The following is a 15,805-nucleotide window of genomic DNA, read 5'->3' as shown; positions in this document are numbered from 1 at the left end:
AAAATTTAAAGAAAGACTTCCACAAAATCAATGAAGGGAAATGATATGGGTAAAATTTCATTGCCTAAGTATGAGGAACTAAAAAAATTGGTGCTTATTAATGCCAACATTGCCCAGGTCCTCCCGTCAGAGTGCAGAGCCTTGTCAGACAGGGTATTTAAAAAAAATGGCAACCGAGTTAGTGAAACCACTTTTAAACGTATATATGGTTTTGCGTATAGTAAGTATAGCCCTTCATTATTTACCTTAAATGTATTAGCCAAATATTGCAATTATAAAGGCTGGGACGACTTTTGCGAAAAGCAAGACAAAAAAGAATTAACATCATCAAAAGATTTCAACTGGCAGTTACTACGACAAGGCGCCCATAAAATAACAGAGTTTACCTTACGGGCGTTAAAAAACAAATCAGGCATACCTTATGGTCAAACAATAAACAGGGCGTTTATTGATTTTCACTTTGATGAATTCATAAAATCGGGCCGTACAGGTACCGTACTGGCTGCTCCGGCCGGCTATGGAAAAACCATAGCACTCTGCCAGTGGGTAGAAAAAAAAATCGAATTTGATGAATTGAATAATACCAATGATATCATATTATTATTTAGCAGTAATGCCATTATGAGTGTCCTGGTGGGAGGCCGAGACATACATGACTGGATGCTGGCCTTGTTGGGCTATAATAATGATATTGATATACTTCTTGACATAAGACAAAGGGGATCAAACAAGTTTTATTTTATTATTGATGGCCTCGATGAGCATATGTTTAAAAGTGATCATTTTAAGGTTATACTCAACCAGCTTATTGATATTTTTTCCTTTTATAAAGATCACGATTGGTTTAAACTGGTTTTGGTGGTCCGTACAGCCACATGGATCAATAACAGGCATGAACTTGAAACGGGTGATAACTTATGGCACACTGGGTTTAAAAAGGACGATGGCTGTATAAACGTACCCTTATTCAACCTGACCGAAATGAAATTGCTTTGCCATCAAATTCAACCGGGAATCGAGAACCTTATAGCTGCTAAAGTAATCGAAAATTTTAATCACCCACTGTATTTTCAATTTTATTATCAGCAACATAAAAATGTTTTTTTCAAAAACAGCATAGATCATCTTTCCTTTTATGAAACAGTCTCTGCTTTTATTCTCAAAAAAGTTTACCTCGGCAATTATTCAACCGAGAAAATATTACTTATAAAAAATCTGGTCGAGAAACTGAATATAAAAAATGAACAATATAAGATAGATAAACCAAGCGTTAATGATGTCATTAAAAAATATAATCATGCTTACCAGGAGTTGTTAAGTGTGGGGTTTGTAAGAGAGCTTAATGAAAGCAACGAATATCTGGTTGACATCTATATAGTGTTTGGCAATAATGAATTTATGGATCATAGTATCGCCAAAACCCTGCTTTATGATAACAGTAACCTTTTTGATGGTGATCTTATTAATGCGATAAACAAGCTACTGATTAACAATGAGCATAAGGTAAATGTGATAAAATGGTGTGTGATACATGCCATTAAATCAGGGCAGTTAAAAAGCATTGAATATATTATCGGCGTATGCCTGAGTGACAATGAAAAATCAGAACTGATAACGTTCCTTGGCGAAGTACTAGACAGCGAATACTCATCAACCAACAGGAATGAATCATTAATCCAATACTTTAAACATTCATTTAGCGAGAAATTATTTGATTACTTTTTTGGGCTGGAGCTAATAAATTCTGATTATAAAAAATTCCTTCATGTTCTGCTCAAATTTGAATTATCTGATAAAAAGAAAATTCTGATATATTCCACATTGTCAATTATCGCGATCATTCAGCTTGAGTTGAATGATCTTGAAATGAGCCTGACCCAACTTAAAGCATTCCCGAAAGCCGAATTTGAATCTTTTTCGATAAATCCCATAAACTGCCTCGATGCCGTATATTACCACTTAAAATACGGTATCATTAAAACAGAGGCATTATCCGATTTAACCAAGCTATATTTTAATTCAGGAAATTCATTGGAATTAAATAAAAGCGCCGCGAATGATCTGCTTTATCTTTTAGGATCATATACATTATTGTTAGCTAATAATCCCAAAAAAACACTCAGGTTTATTTCTTTTTTGAAACAGAATTACAGGACTGATAATCTGGAAGATCAGATGTCGCAATATGGATTTTTCTTAAAAATATTAACTGCAAACGCCTATTTTGAACTTGGTGAACGCGCCAAGGTTGAAGAGATATATGATTCAATAGCTGTTACCTTCAAAAAAAACGACGATTTATTAACTCCTTATATGAAGGTGCTTTTTTATAGTTTAAAAATCCGGACGCTGATAAATACATCTAAAGAAAACCTGATTGCGGCCGAGATGAAAAACATAAATAACATCACTAGTAAAGCAAGCTATAAGTTTTTGAAGATCTATATCTCGTCAATACTTTTAAAGAGCCCAAACCTGCAAAATTCAGCACCCGAATTTTACAAACAAGTAAACCATGATTTTAATAAAATAATAGGCGATTGTGAATTAAATGCAAGGATATTTCTTCAAAATATAATGATAAAAAAATAAGCAGTTATTTAATCAAACTAACTTTGTACAAATAAGCACCCTCCTGGTTAAATTTTACATTGGCATCATTTAACATAATAATATTATCGCCACCCAGCACTTCGGTAAGCCTGTATTTTTTATCTGCCACCAAGCCTAGCCTTTTGGCATTAAACGATACTATGGCGGGCTGTTTTTTATAATTGAAAACTGCCAGATAAAACCCGTCAGCTTTTTTTCTAATAAACACTCCGGCAGCGGCGCCGTCTTCATCTCCGTCAACCGGCATAAACGCCTTACCACTTTTTATCAGTTGCTTAAGATCGGGGCGCTGCAACCAAACTTTTACCTGTTGTTGCCACGGCTCTTCTTTACTATAATCATCACCCAAAATCACTGAACCTGCTATTAAACCTGATATTAACCGCGCCCGGTTTGTGCCAACATTTTCTTTTTCAAAGATCAAATGATCGGCATCCACATAATCATATAAATAGGTTTGCCACCAGCCATAACTAATGCTGTTCAGCGTATACTCTGCATCTTTAATAGAGTGAAAAGCATCACAGGCGATCCTTCGCATGTGTACATATCTTGCAGTCGCCAGTGATGGAGATATAGCTGCATATACCAACATAGAATTATCCCGGGCCTGGGTAACAGTTTCCATACCAACGCGATAGGCCTGCATACCTGTAGTAACTGAAGAATCATAGAATCGGGTTGATTCGGCAGCGCCATGACCCAGAAAATCAATTTTTATCATTTTAAAGCCACAGTCTTTTAATTTACCAAGTACAAAAGCAATGCGCGCCTGTGTGCCGGGATGCGTCGGATCAAGTGCTCTGCCACCATCAAGGTCATGATAACCCTTATCTGTTTTTGTCCACAGATCTGCAAATTTGTAATCACTTCCTTCGGCTTTGCGGTTAGTATTAGCTGATCTAAATCCCCAATCCGTAAAAGGCGCCCAATAAACCCCGGGTTGAAGATTTTTTTCTTTACAGTAATTAACAAATTCTTTAAGTTTTGAAAAATCGCCTTTCAGGCCACCTTTAACCATATTATCCCAGAATGAATCAAGGTCTATGTAAGCTGTTCTGTCATTATTACGAAATTTTGGGATTTTCTTGTCAAAGAAATCGACCACACCTATTGCTTTTTCATAATTAATATGTTGCGCAATAACGCCCCAGCTATTCCAACCCACCGGGGTGGCTTTCGTCCATGGCTGTATATAACGGCCCTCGACCTTGCTATTGGTGCGCGCATACGTTTCTAAGCCTGTTCTCCAGTCGTCAAAATAACCGATGAACATTTTGGGTGACCTTATTCTGTCACCTTTTAAAGAACCATGTGCCATTGAGTCGCGCGTGATTGTAACCTCGTTTAAACCGGCAAAAACCTCTAATTTATTAATCTGCCCGTTACCGCCGCTGCTTTTAACCCCCGATTTCCAATTGTCGTGCATCAATGAGCCCGTAACTAATCCTTTCCTTGAATCGTTATCGTATATTACGCCCACTTCCGCGCTGGTATTAACATCATCACTTAATGTATTTGACTGATACCTGATAAAAGTGTCATTATCAAATGGGATAAATAATGTTTGCAACTTTTGTCCCGCATATAGGCTGGCTTTACCTGTAACTAAAGGTGCCATGTAGTTTGAACTTAAGTCATGACCATCTATTTCTAACCCGGTTATAATAAAATCGCTGTTGCTATAGCAATAAAAAAGCTGCTTCATAACTGGCACGCCTGTTTTTAACGATGTAAGCGTTACCAGGCTGCCCGCGCCTATTTTATCACTAATATGTTTTATATCTATCGAACGCTTCCCATAATCGGTAGTCTGATATCTGTCTTCGCCGGTAGTAAAAGCTGCATAGGCGTTAGCTATTATAATTTTCCCGCTGTATTTAATACTAAATGTGCCTGTAGCTAAGTCAATAATGAGCTGGTTCTTTTTACCGAACGGAATGATTTGCGGCTTATTTACATTATTACTAAAAGCATTAAAAAACACTGTTAGTAAAATAAGCAAGGCAATATTTTTCTTTAGCATAAATCTTTAATTTACGATAAATGTATTCAAAGGATCATTCCATTTAATAAGCTGTATTGGCCTATTATTAAATGTAATTGCCGATAAGTCTGTTAGCCGGGGATACAAATATTACTTTGTTTGAAGTACCAGTTTCCTAACGGAAAAAGAATCGTTTCCTGAAAATAAATAATAAAGCGATTTGCCATCTTTACTCATCCAGTTAGTTGGCAAACTACCAGACTCTCCCGGACCCATATCCCATTGTCTGGCATAAAACACGGTTCGCCACGGCCCCCACGGATCACGAGACTCAAATATTCCCAGGCCACCTTTAAATCTCGGACCCTGCTCTTCTTTATTTCCGGATAACGGTATTATCTGGCACCATAAATATCTTTTCAATGGAGCATCGTAGGTCATACCTGAACGATAGGTTTTGCCCGGATTTACATAACATGCTTTTCTTTTCCTGATATCTTCAGACCATACCGGCCTGCCGGCGCTGTCATAACCGGCAAAAAATTGATAGGCCGCCCAATCCATTATGTGGTTTTTATTCACCCTCGCCATCACCATTTGGTCGGCATATTTGTAGGCGCTGGCATCATCAACAGAGTAAGTGTAAACATAATCATCCTTAGCACCGGCATTATTCTTTCCATAGTTAATAAAATTTGGGCAGCCAAAGCTAGTGTCAAACTTCCAGTCGGCCCATACCCAGGTTTTTCCATGGTCTGCAGAACAAGCTAACCGTGCGTTTCCTGTATTACGCATCCATAAGTATAACTTACCATCAACCATAATGATGCCACTGGCCTTTTCACCTGCCGGGCCCTCCCCAACACGCTCGCCTGATGGTGTACGTATATTAACTCCGGTTAAATCAGGCGGCGTACCGGATACCACGGCCAAACCAGAGCTTAATTTGATATCTGTTTGTGGTTTAAATCCATTTCCGTCTCCATAAGCGGTATACATTGCGCCATCATCGCCCCAGGTAGAAGGCCACAGATCACCCCCCTCTGCCATTCTGATGACGTCCTTCGCCGGCGCAAATGTCGCAGCGGTAATGAAATCACTTTTAGGGTAAGGTGCCGCTTCAACCGCATCAACCACCGGATCGAAAATATTGTTTTCAATAAACTTCCAGTAACTTCCGTCACTATCTTTATACATCGTGGTTCCCATTCTTACCACGATTATATTTAAGCTGGGGATCACCAATAACAATTGCTCGCCCGCACCGGCGCCCCAAAAAGCATCCCTGGGCAATGATTTAAAAACACCGTCATAATTGGTAAACCAACCCAATGCTGCAACCGGCACAGGGTTATCGCTTGATCTATTATCCCAGGTTGGGCTGTGGATATTGTTTAAGACCGACGGCATTGCGGTCCCGTTAAAGCTTAACGCTCTTTTTATAACCAATGAATCTATAATCTGGCCGCCCTGCCAGTTTCCTTTTTTCAAAACGAGCCGGCCAATCCTCGCAACAGCATCCGCCGTGAAAGCAGCGCCTCCCCAACCCGGAATTACGTCCAGGCCATCCACGTGATAAGAGGCTTTATATCCTATTGAATAAGTTCCTTTTTTAATACCGATGCGGCTATATATACGCTGGTCTAAATAACTTGCTATGTTATTGTAAGGAGAGCCTTGAAGACTTTTGGTCACCGCATAATTTACCATAGCAATGCCCGGGTTACTATACCCCGAACTGCTACCGGGTTTAAATAAAACTTTTGCGCTATCGCGCGACAATGTAATTGGGTCGGGATCTTTTCGCCAAAATTGGCCCTTCCACCCCGGCAGATCCATGTGCCTGTCTTTTTTTTGTTTGATTAACTGTTGCTCCTGTTCGTCCGTTCCCTCCGAGTCTTCCAAACCGGAGGTATGCGTATCTAATTGGCGGATAGTGATCTTTGATTTTATGTCTGATTTTTTCCAGGCGGGTATGTACAGGCAAGCAGGCGCATCGGCATTAATATAACCATCAGCAATTGCAGCATTTAATGACATGCCGCTAACCAGCGCTTTAGCTAATGATGCCGTGCCGCTGGTTGTAACCGAATCAGCCCAGCCCTTGGCAAAACCCTCGCAAATTATTTTATCGTTCCTGATGATAAGTATTTTTTTTGTCCCGGTTGTCAAAAGCGCCTTTTTAAAAGCATCAAGCTTAACACCTGACATTCCCTCAGTTTCCGGATCTGCATGAGCCCACATAAAATTTTGTTTAAATGATTTTTCCTGTGCTTGTATAGTAAAAGGACATACCAAACCAATAACTAAAACGAGAGCGGGAAAAACAAAACATTTTTGAAAAAAAAGCGCCATCAGATATATATTGATAAACTAATTTACAATAAATGAACCTGTTTATACAAGTTTATACTTTAAAAAGCACCAACAAAAAATGGTAATACTGATTCGACTATATGTCTCGTCAGTATCACCATCCAGCTTTAAATTATTTGTTTATTTCTTTAACTTTTATTCAACAGATAATGTACCCTGCATTACATAATAATGCCCGGGTGCAGTACAAACGTAAGTATATTTACCAGGCTTAGGGGCCACAAAATAAATTGTCTGTGATGATCCCGGCCCAACAAGTGTTGTGTTAAACAACAATTTTGGCGTATTTGCTATATAGCTTAATTTAACACTTTGTAACCCAAGCTTTGACCCAAGTTCACCAACGGCAATTGCTTCTCCCTGCGGTACAATTACACAGTTATGCGGCATATCATCATTATTGTTAAATGTCCATTTAATTTTGCTGCCGGATTTTACGGTAATATCCGTTTTATCATATTTTAAACCCGGTTTAGTGCCCAGTACAACAGTTTGATCAATTTTTGTCCATGAAGCCGGCTTAACAGTTTGGTTCTTTTTAAGCGCAACACCGGCAACCGCAACAGCTTTGGCGTTTGATGACTTAACAGCACCCATGTCCATATTCATTCCAGCCATATTATGCACCATTTTGGGTTTTCTTTTAGGCAAGTTAAGCTTAATACCGTCAGGGATATTGTTCAATGTATAGTAAGCTACCGGGTGCAGCAAATTAAAACTGCTATCAGCAGAAACTACATTTTTATCAACCTTAATTTCATGAATATATTTTTCACGGAGACTATCTGCCACCAAACGTACACGTAGGCCGTCTTCTGATACGATAGCGGCGTTAACCAAATGTACTTTCTCCCTTATGGTGCTGCTGCCATATACCGGGTGGTATTTATAAGTAAACCCGGTAATAGTATAGTTATCCGGGTCGGCTGCTGCCTTTTTGTTTACCGGTTCAGTAAATTCAATTTCAAAACCATCAGGCATTGCCCGCACAGCTTTCATCTCGAACGGCGTTTTCTTAGACCATACCAACCGCTCCAAGCCAAATATTTTTTGCCCGGTTGATCCCCAGCCGCGGCTTGTTTGGCCAACAAATAAAGAATTATCAGCGCCCCAGGCCAGCCTTAACACACCTGACTCAAAACCTTCGCGGAAAGCGAATGCAGCGCCCTGATATAAACCTTTAACCTGTTCTAAAAACACGCGGTTAATACGGCTCTGTGCCTGGTCGCCTACCAATACCTGGCCGGCAAACGGGCCAAAGCTATCATCTTTAGGTATTTGTACCATTGATGATGTGGAGTTACCCATTGTACCATGCGGCAACCAAACAGCAGGTGTTTTAAAACCTTTCTTAACCTCGCCGGCCACTTCAGCCAATGTTTTAAACGGGCGGTTTGGATCCCTGTCTTCAATCTTTCCTTCCGGATCATTAAAACGGGGATTAACACGCGAATAGATATCTTCAGTACGAACTTTAACTGGCGATGACGGATCGGCGGCCCAACGCAAACCGGCCGGGTGCATTGCAAAATCGCCCCTGTCTAGCTGCATAATATAACCGGATCCAACCCAGTCGCCCTGGTTTTCAGAATAAAAATATTTTCCATCAATTAATCCCTGCCCACATGGTGAGCGGAAACCAGTGGCATAGGGATTCATTGTGCCATCCGGAGTGATCTCCAAACACCAGGCCCTCCAGGGTACTAAACTTTTACCGCGCCACCATTCGTTGTCAAAACCTACGTTAAGGTTCACCATCATGTTGCCATTGGGCATTACTACCGGCCCGTATGAGTACTCGTGGTAATTGCCTGAAACCGGCCACGCGTAAACTGTTTCATAAACATCAGCCTTACCATCGCCGTTTTTATCTATTAATTTGGTTAGTTCCCCGCGTTGTACGCAGTAAAAATTACCACCGGTATAGGCCAAACCCAGTACTTCGTGCATACCTGTGGCAAACTTTTTATAATAAGGCAGGCTTCCGTTAAGCTGATAGGGATTTTGTATGATATATACATCCCCACGACGGGTTGACACACCCATATCGCCATTAGGCATCAATGCCAGTCCACCAACTTCTAACTCTACACCTTCAGGAACCGGAACCGTAACAATGCGATAAAAATCTTTTTCGGTAGGGACCGCCTTGCTCTGCGCAAAAGTGGCAGTGCAACTTAAAGTTGCTGTAACAGTAACTAATATATTTTTAAAAATAGTTTTCATTTTAATGTGTTTTAAATTACCAGATCAATGAATATTGAACCGAGGTACCCTTGTCGGTATTCTTTATCGGCAACAATAACTCTTTACCTTTTGCCGACGGGCGGATAATTGGCTTTACACCCTTATCCAGCTGCACGTAATAGGTAAAATCGTCTATGCCAAATAAACCATTCCCTAAGTCGGTAATGTCATGGGCATCAGCAACGCGGGTAAATAAATCTTTTGGCGCCGGGCCATCTACGCTGATCTTACGCATTAAAGATTTACCATCATCACTGGTTGATTTATCATTAATTGAAATACCCTCAAAAATATATTTAAATGTAGGTAAACCGGCTTCGTCAAGCTCATAGCCTTTAGGGCGGAAAACGCCTTTTGCTAAAGTATCCGGCCAAGCCTGATTATCATCATGAATTAAAGCCAGCGAAGGTTTATCGCCTAAGGCTACTACGCTACCAACCGGGCGGGCATTACCATCACCACGTGATAACCACATTGGTGAGGCATCAAGGAACGCGCCTTTCCATACCTGGTAAACCGCGCCATTGCTCAAATCATAACCATAGCTGATGTGATGTAGTAAACCAACACTTGCAGAATGGGTAACCCTTTTACCAGGAATATCAACAAAGCTGCGGAAAACAACCGGCTCGCCCTTAACATCTATAGCAACCGGATTATCGTTTGCGTCCCAAACATTTTTGGTACCGTCAACCTGGAAACTATTAACCCTGGTACCATATTTTATATTTCTGAAGGCAACCGGTCCGTGATCACCTTGCAGGCGCAATGGACCGGTAGCAGCCTCACCAGCAAAAGCCGAACCACGGGTTGGCGCCTGCAACTCTGCATTTTCAATAATTATGACACCATTTAACACGATCCTGATTACGCGTGCATTAGCGATTTTTTTTCCGGTGCCATCAAATTTAGGCGCCTGAAAAACGATACGGATATTTTGCCAAAGGCCAGGTGCACGGCTTACGTTTATACGTGGTGCAACGCCGTCATACCCAAATTGTCCCGCCGGCCGAGTTTCGTCCCAACGCTCATAAATAGCGCCTAAATCACCGCTGGTTAACGCTTCTTTACCCCAACTATCCAATAGCTGAATTTCATAACGACCTTGTAAGTAAATGCCTGAATTTGATCCTTTTGGCATCATAAAATCAACACTCAGATCAATATCACCATGTTCCATATTGGTAAAAAGATCTTCATTTTTCCCCTTCGTAGGGATGCTTACCAAAATGCCCGTGCCCTCTTTTTTGGTCATGGTTTCCGGTTTAGCAAAATCGGCGGTTACAGCGCTTGCTATAGACCAGTTTGCACTTGGGCTTTTAAAAGCCGAAAGATCATTCAGCGAAATTTGCTGAGGTAACCGGTTTTGTGCCGCAGCAAAAAACGGGATACAGGTTGCCCATAAAAACACCTTTAATGGGATAAATTTTGGCAGGTACTTGTGTTGCATGATTTTAATTTAATAAGGCAATTGAAAGAATTGCAAATATTGGTTTGTACAAATATGTAATTAATAAGTTAATTATCCCAGTAATTCTAATCCTAAAAAAATATACTCTCTAAAAATATAGCTGCCAAAAATTAGATTAACGAACTTAAACCTGCCGTCTTGTATTTACAAGTAACCATAATTGTATTTATTACACTTAATTACGAAATAACCGGCGTTTTTAATTAATAATACAACAGCAAATAGCGTTATTATATTTTGGCAGTTTATTGTATTTTTATTGTTATGCATAATGCCGTTATACAGTATACCTGCCTGCTTGCCATTGTTTTATTCAGTGTAATGCTGGCGCAAAAAATAAAGATAGCCTACCCTATCGTATTGGTTTTGGTTGGCCTGCCGCTTGGTTTCGTCCCTTTTTTACGCGGTGTTGAAATAAAACCCGAATTAATATTCGTTATATTTTTGCCACCATTGTTATACGAAGCTGCCTGGAACACCTCATGGAAGGACTTTTGGAAGTGGCGGCGGGTAATCAGTAGCTTTGCTTTTCCGGTGGTTATTATTACTTCGTGTGTGGTGGCTTTGGTATCAGCCAGTTTGATACCTGGTTTTACTTTGGCTACCGGCTTTTTACTTGGCGGTATAGTTTCGCCACCCGATGCGGTATCGGCAAGTGCCATACTCAAAAACATTAAAGTACCCCAGCGTTTTATCACCATTGTGGAGGGCGAGAGTCTGATGAATGATGCCTCCAGTTTGGTAGTATTCAGGTTTGCCCTGGCAGCTGTGCTTACAGGTAATTTTGTTTTTATTAATGCAGCCACAGATTTTGTACTGGTGATTGTTATGGGAGTTGCTATAGGGCTGCTCGTTGGATTTATATTTTATACCATTCATCGCTGGTTACCTACCTCAAACAATATGGATGTGGTGCTTACTTTTATCACCCCCTATGCCATGTATATGGCAGCTGAGGAATTTCATTTTTCAGGTGTACTCGCCGTGGTTAGTGGCGGATTGTTTTTGTCTGCCCGGCAGCAGCAATTCCTGTCGCATCGCAGCCGGCTGCAGGGTGTTAATGTATGGGAGGCTGTAGCTTTTGTGTTAAATGGAATAGTTTTTATACTAATTGGATTGGAATTCCCTGTGGTGATCAAAAACTTAGGGCCCGATGGTTTATCGTCAGCCATCAGGTATAGCGCCATTATTACCGGCGTTTTAATTGTGACCCGGTTTGCAAGCACCTTTGGCGCAACGGTTATCACTATGGTTATGAGTAAGATCATTACCGTAGCTGATCCCAATCCGGGCTGGCGGGCACCAATATTGCTGGGCTGGACCGGAATGCGTGGTGTAGTATCATTGGCGGCGGCATTGAGCATACCTATCACACTGAATACGGGGCACCTGTTTCCAAATCGTGATTTGATTTTGTTTATCACCTTTAGCGTAATATTGGTGACACTGGTTTTGCAGGGACTGACATTACCTGCATTGGTAAAACTGGTAAATATGCCCGATCCTGATTTTGCCGTTATGTCAATTGAGCAGCAACGGCAATTAGTAAGAAAGAAGTTATCCTATCTTTCGCTTAAAATATTAGAAGAAAATTATCATGAGTATACTGTGCATAACGGCATGATTAAAGCGCTTAAGTTACGCTATGCTGCCGACGCAGAATTTTTGAAAGATTGGGAGAAAGATGATAATGCTAGTCGTGCGGATAAGTTTTATAAAGATTATCGCGACATCATGGCCCACCTGTTGAAAGAACAGCGGGTCTTCTTGCAAACTTTAAACAAAAAGGAAAACATCAGCGACATATTAATCAGGCACCAATTAGAACTATTAGACCTGGAAGAAGAAAAACTGCGCCAGCACTTTGAAGCAGGCGCATAGTGATTGTTTAAAAATTTGCATAATTTGCCAGACCAATTCAAACATCTTATAAACCATTTAAATGAAAAAGCACCTGGTAGTTACAGTCATTTTTAATTTATTTGTTGCTGCGTCTTTTGCACAGATACCGCAACCAAAACCAGCCTTTTGGGAAGATGTACAGGTGATCAAAAAATATGACAGCATGTTTGCACCACCGGCACACCCCGTTTTGTTTATTGGCAGTTCGTCTATACGTAAATGGGACGATGCTCAATGGACGTTTGCCGAATACAACGCATTAAACCGCGGCATTGGCGGCGCAGTTACCAATGATATTATCTACTATTTAAATGATATTGTTTTTAAATATCAGCCAAAACAAATTGCAATTTATGTTGGCGAAAATGATTTGATGGACAAAGTATCAACTGCCGATTCGGTATATAACCGCACGATGAAGCTATACCAGGCTATAAGGCTAAAAATGCCCGACGTGTCTATACTTTATATAGGTATGAAGCCGAGCCCCTCGCGTGAGAAAATAATGCCGCAGGAAATTGAATTTAACTCAAGGATCAAAACTTTCCTGGCTACAGAAAAGAACGCCGTATTTATTGATGTATACCCTTTAATGCTCGACAACGGTAAGCTAAGGCCCGAACTTTATCTTAGCGATAAACTGCATATGACCAAATTAGGCTATGCCATCTGGGAAAGCGCTATTAAACCATATTTAATCAAATAGTTATTTAGGATCGTCAAAAAACAATCCGCTTATTGCGGCATTCGGGCCACGTACCTGGTCAATCCGTAATCTGATGCTGCCGGTATAATTGAATATCAGGTACCGTCCGTTTTGATAGTTTTTAACCATTTGAACCGGCGCTAACAGTTTTAAGGTTCCGGCATCGTATATTTCAATTGCCGACCGGCGCGCTTCACTGCTCCAATCCAGAAAATAAACAGCCAGCTGATGTTGTTGATTTCCGTTCGCCTGTATATCAACAGTCATTGTTTCCAGCAACGGTATCGGGTCCTGGGTTATTGCTGCGCCAAACCCGGTAACAGCACCGGTGGCGTCAGTTAAAACCCTGCTATCTGCCGGTGAATCTAAATGAACATTCGCTTCGTTTTTTAAATTAACAGATGATATGTAAGAGGGCATTTTTTGCACGTTCTTACCTTTTTCTGCCTGATTTAACAGTACGAAACCATTGTTACCATAATGGCCTCTCCACTTTCCGGATGTCACGCTATCTTGCCTGAAATTGTTTATGACATAATGCCAGGGCAGCCCGGTAACTGGTTTTGGTTTATGATAACCAGTATAAACAACTTTAAATTGATATTTACCTGCAGATAGTCCGGCGATGTTTAAATAACCGTCTTTAACTTCAATATCGTTATGAAAAATGCTTTTTATTGCTTTTCCATTCCAAATTAACTTACCGTTTAAATAAAGCGCTTTAGCCGTATTTGTTCCTATCGGGACGGCTGTCAGTTTTGCCATAGTTCCTGTTGGTATTACGATGGTCGACCGGCCCGTTTTTAAATCAAACCCAGCCGAGATAATTCCATGCCCGGTAGGTGTGCTGCCCTTAACAGCCGTAATCGTATCGGCCAGGTGTGGCACAATCTCAAATATTTTGAATCCCGGTTCTAAGGGCTTAATACCCAAAACCTCTTCGGACAACCACTTAGTCACGCCCGCACTCCACGGATGAGTTAAACTGGTGTAGGTGCATTGGTTATTGGGCGGCGCACCATTTTTACCTAAAATAGCATTCCAACTGGGACGGTACACTTCAAAAAAGGTTGTTCCGCCGTATTTTATTTGGCCACCCCAGCAATCTCTAATTGCACTTATCGCGTCATCATACTTTTGCATTTTGGCCAATGCACCGATAATAAAATACTCATTAAACGGCGAATATGAGATTCGGTTCACCCTATCGGTAAAGTTTTGGTTGTAGAATGCGGCCGATTCCCCGGATGTCAGGAGGCCGGTATTAATAGCATCCGCGGCCGAATGCAGTGCGAAATCATCCTGCCAGGTAGTTTTGCTTCTTTCTTCGGCAATTTTCTCATTGGCATATTTAGTGTACTTAGCTGCCAGGTCATCGTCGCCGATTTGTTTCATCAACCTTCCGTATTCGAGCCAGGTACGGATGCTTAGCATCGAATATGCGCGTTGCGACTCGGGATTATTAGCATTTTCAAATCCGGCGCCCAACCTTTCATCCCACCCGTAAAATTCTAATCGCGGCGATTTACCGAAATTTTGATAAGCCCGGTCTAACTTGCCCGTCGCGTTAGCTATGTATTTTTTGGCAAATTCAATATCGCCGGTATAATTAACATAGTCAATCAAACTTAAAACCCAGTAAAGCGCGTAGCTGGCTATACCATTATCTTGCGTCGAGGTATAATTGATATTCTTCTTAACAAAATCATAATTACCAAACGCAACCATTGATGCCGCCTGTGCGACATAGGCATCGCCCGTCCATGAAAAACGGTCCTGTCTTTCTATCAATATAGCTCCCAGATAATTTTTAAGAATGTTTAATTTCACCGTGTAGGCGCCAGTGTACCAAATGCGGGTAAGCTCGGGATCGCTGCACACAAAGCTGCCCCGATAGTTGGTCGGCTTTATCTGACATTGTACCCTAAAGTTTTTGATATGCCAGGTCTTTTTATGGTTAAGCACATGGATCCAGCCAAATCTGACACCTTCATAAAGCTCAGGATTTAGCTCCAGGCGATAGGTATGCCCATATTTTACAGGCGCCAGGGTCTTAAACCGGTGTATGGCACCATTATTAACAATTGCAGGCTCGTTGTACTCGCTTATGCTCATCGTGACACTGTCAGCCAAGTCGTCCGACTCGAACTCTAGCCAACCGGCGTTGGTCTGGCCAAAATCAAAGCGGATATTTCCATTACCTTTTACGGCAATCACATTATCTTTTTTAAATCCCGACATGTCAAAGCCAGCGTCATTATCTATTTTAAAACTGACAGGGCGCAGTGGGTAAGTTTGCAGATCGTCGTCAGCTTTGGGATCTGGCCAACTATAATTAACCAATGGATCGGGAGATAACGGATTTGCCGGGCCACTTCTTTTCGCGACGATGGGTGGATATTTCACAATCTGGGCCTGAACAAGTAGGCCGCTCATCAAAAACAGAAAAGCTATAGATAATTTTGAATAAAACATAATCACATTGGTAAAATCAGATATAACA

The 15,805-nt window shown here is 41.0% G+C and carries 8 protein-coding genes; 3 read left to right on the top strand and 5 right to left on the bottom strand.

Going from position 1 to position 15,805, the window contains the following annotated elements:
* The first annotated feature begins 30 nt into the window (after nt 1–30).
* On the top strand, nt 31–2,592 hold the full coding sequence (locus tag LJ658_RS12820) for a hypothetical protein (protein WP_230546917.1): 2,562 nt from the start codon (nt 31–33) through the stop codon (nt 2,590–2,592).
* Nucleotides 2,593–2,596: 4 nt separating this feature from the next.
* Here LJ658_RS12820 and LJ658_RS12815 read toward each other — a convergent pair whose 3' ends face one another.
* The 4 genes from LJ658_RS12815 to LJ658_RS12800 form a co-directional block, all read right to left on the bottom strand.
* A complete protein-coding gene (locus LJ658_RS12815) occupies nt 2,597–4,639 on the bottom strand; it encodes an alpha-galactosidase (RefSeq protein WP_230546916.1) in 2,043 nt (680 codons plus the stop codon).
* Between the two features lie 111 nt (nt 4,640–4,750).
* Entirely contained in the window at nt 4,751–6,844 is a 2,094-nt protein-coding gene (locus tag LJ658_RS12810; protein ID WP_230546915.1) for a serine hydrolase, read from the bottom strand.
* A gap of 267 nt (nt 6,845–7,111) precedes the next feature.
* Entirely contained in the window at nt 7,112–9,202 is a 2,091-nt protein-coding gene (locus LJ658_RS12805; RefSeq protein ID WP_230546914.1) for a plastocyanin/azurin family copper-binding protein, read from the bottom strand.
* A gap of 16 nt (nt 9,203–9,218) precedes the next feature.
* Nucleotides 9,219–10,673 (bottom strand): DUF1080 domain-containing protein, encoded by a 1,455-nt coding sequence (locus LJ658_RS12800; protein WP_230546913.1) that lies wholly within the window; start codon nt 10,671–10,673, stop codon nt 9,219–9,221.
* A 285-nt stretch (nt 10,674–10,958) separates the two neighbouring features.
* Between LJ658_RS12800 and LJ658_RS12795 the strand changes: the two genes are divergently transcribed.
* On the top strand, nt 10,959–12,575 hold the full coding sequence (locus LJ658_RS12795; RefSeq protein WP_230546912.1) for a Na+/H+ antiporter: 1,617 nt from the start codon (nt 10,959–10,961) through the stop codon (nt 12,573–12,575).
* A gap of 61 nt (nt 12,576–12,636) precedes the next feature.
* A complete protein-coding gene (locus LJ658_RS12790; protein ID WP_230546911.1) occupies nt 12,637–13,302 on the top strand; it encodes a GDSL-type esterase/lipase family protein in 666 nt (221 codons plus the stop codon).
* Here the strand turns inward: LJ658_RS12790 and LJ658_RS12785 are convergent, their stop codons facing one another.
* Nucleotides 13,303–15,777: an alpha-L-rhamnosidase C-terminal domain-containing protein gene (locus LJ658_RS12785; RefSeq protein WP_230546910.1), complete on the bottom strand. Its 2,475-nt coding sequence runs from the start codon at nt 15,775–15,777 to the stop codon at nt 13,303–13,305. It abuts the gene before it with no gap.
* Nucleotides 15,778–15,805: the final 28 nt, after the last annotated feature.

The organism is Mucilaginibacter sp. UR6-11, assembly GCF_020880695.1.
GTDB lineage: Bacteria > Bacteroidota > Bacteroidia > Sphingobacteriales > Sphingobacteriaceae > Mucilaginibacter.
The sequence above is the reverse complement of the archived record's forward strand: the minus strand, read 5'-3'. Positions and strand labels throughout refer to the sequence as shown.

What these genes read in the sequence shown, in the direction of transcription:
- LJ658_RS12785 (WP_230546910.1), bottom strand. Translation starts at nt 15,777, where the DNA reads ATGTTTTATTCAAAATTATCTATAGCTTTTCTGTTTTTGATGAGCGGC.
- LJ658_RS12800 (WP_230546913.1), bottom strand. Translation starts at nt 10,673, where the DNA reads ATGCAACACAAGTACCTGCCAAAATTTATCCCATTAAAGGTGTTTTTA.
- LJ658_RS12815 (WP_230546916.1), bottom strand. Translation starts at nt 4,639, where the DNA reads ATGCTAAAGAAAAATATTGCCTTGCTTATTTTACTAACAGTGTTTTTT.
- LJ658_RS12805 (WP_230546914.1), bottom strand. Translation starts at nt 9,202, where the DNA reads ATGAAAACTATTTTTAAAAATATATTAGTTACTGTTACAGCAACTTTA.
- LJ658_RS12810 (WP_230546915.1), bottom strand. Translation starts at nt 6,844, where the DNA reads ATGTGGGCTCATGCAGATCCGGAAACTGAGGGAATGTCAGGTGTTAAG.
- LJ658_RS12795 (WP_230546912.1), top strand. Translation starts at nt 10,959, where the DNA reads ATGCATAATGCCGTTATACAGTATACCTGCCTGCTTGCCATTGTTTTA.
- LJ658_RS12820 (WP_230546917.1), top strand. Translation starts at nt 31, where the DNA reads ATGAAGGGAAATGATATGGGTAAAATTTCATTGCCTAAGTATGAGGAA.
- LJ658_RS12790 (WP_230546911.1), top strand. Translation starts at nt 12,637, where the DNA reads ATGAAAAAGCACCTGGTAGTTACAGTCATTTTTAATTTATTTGTTGCT.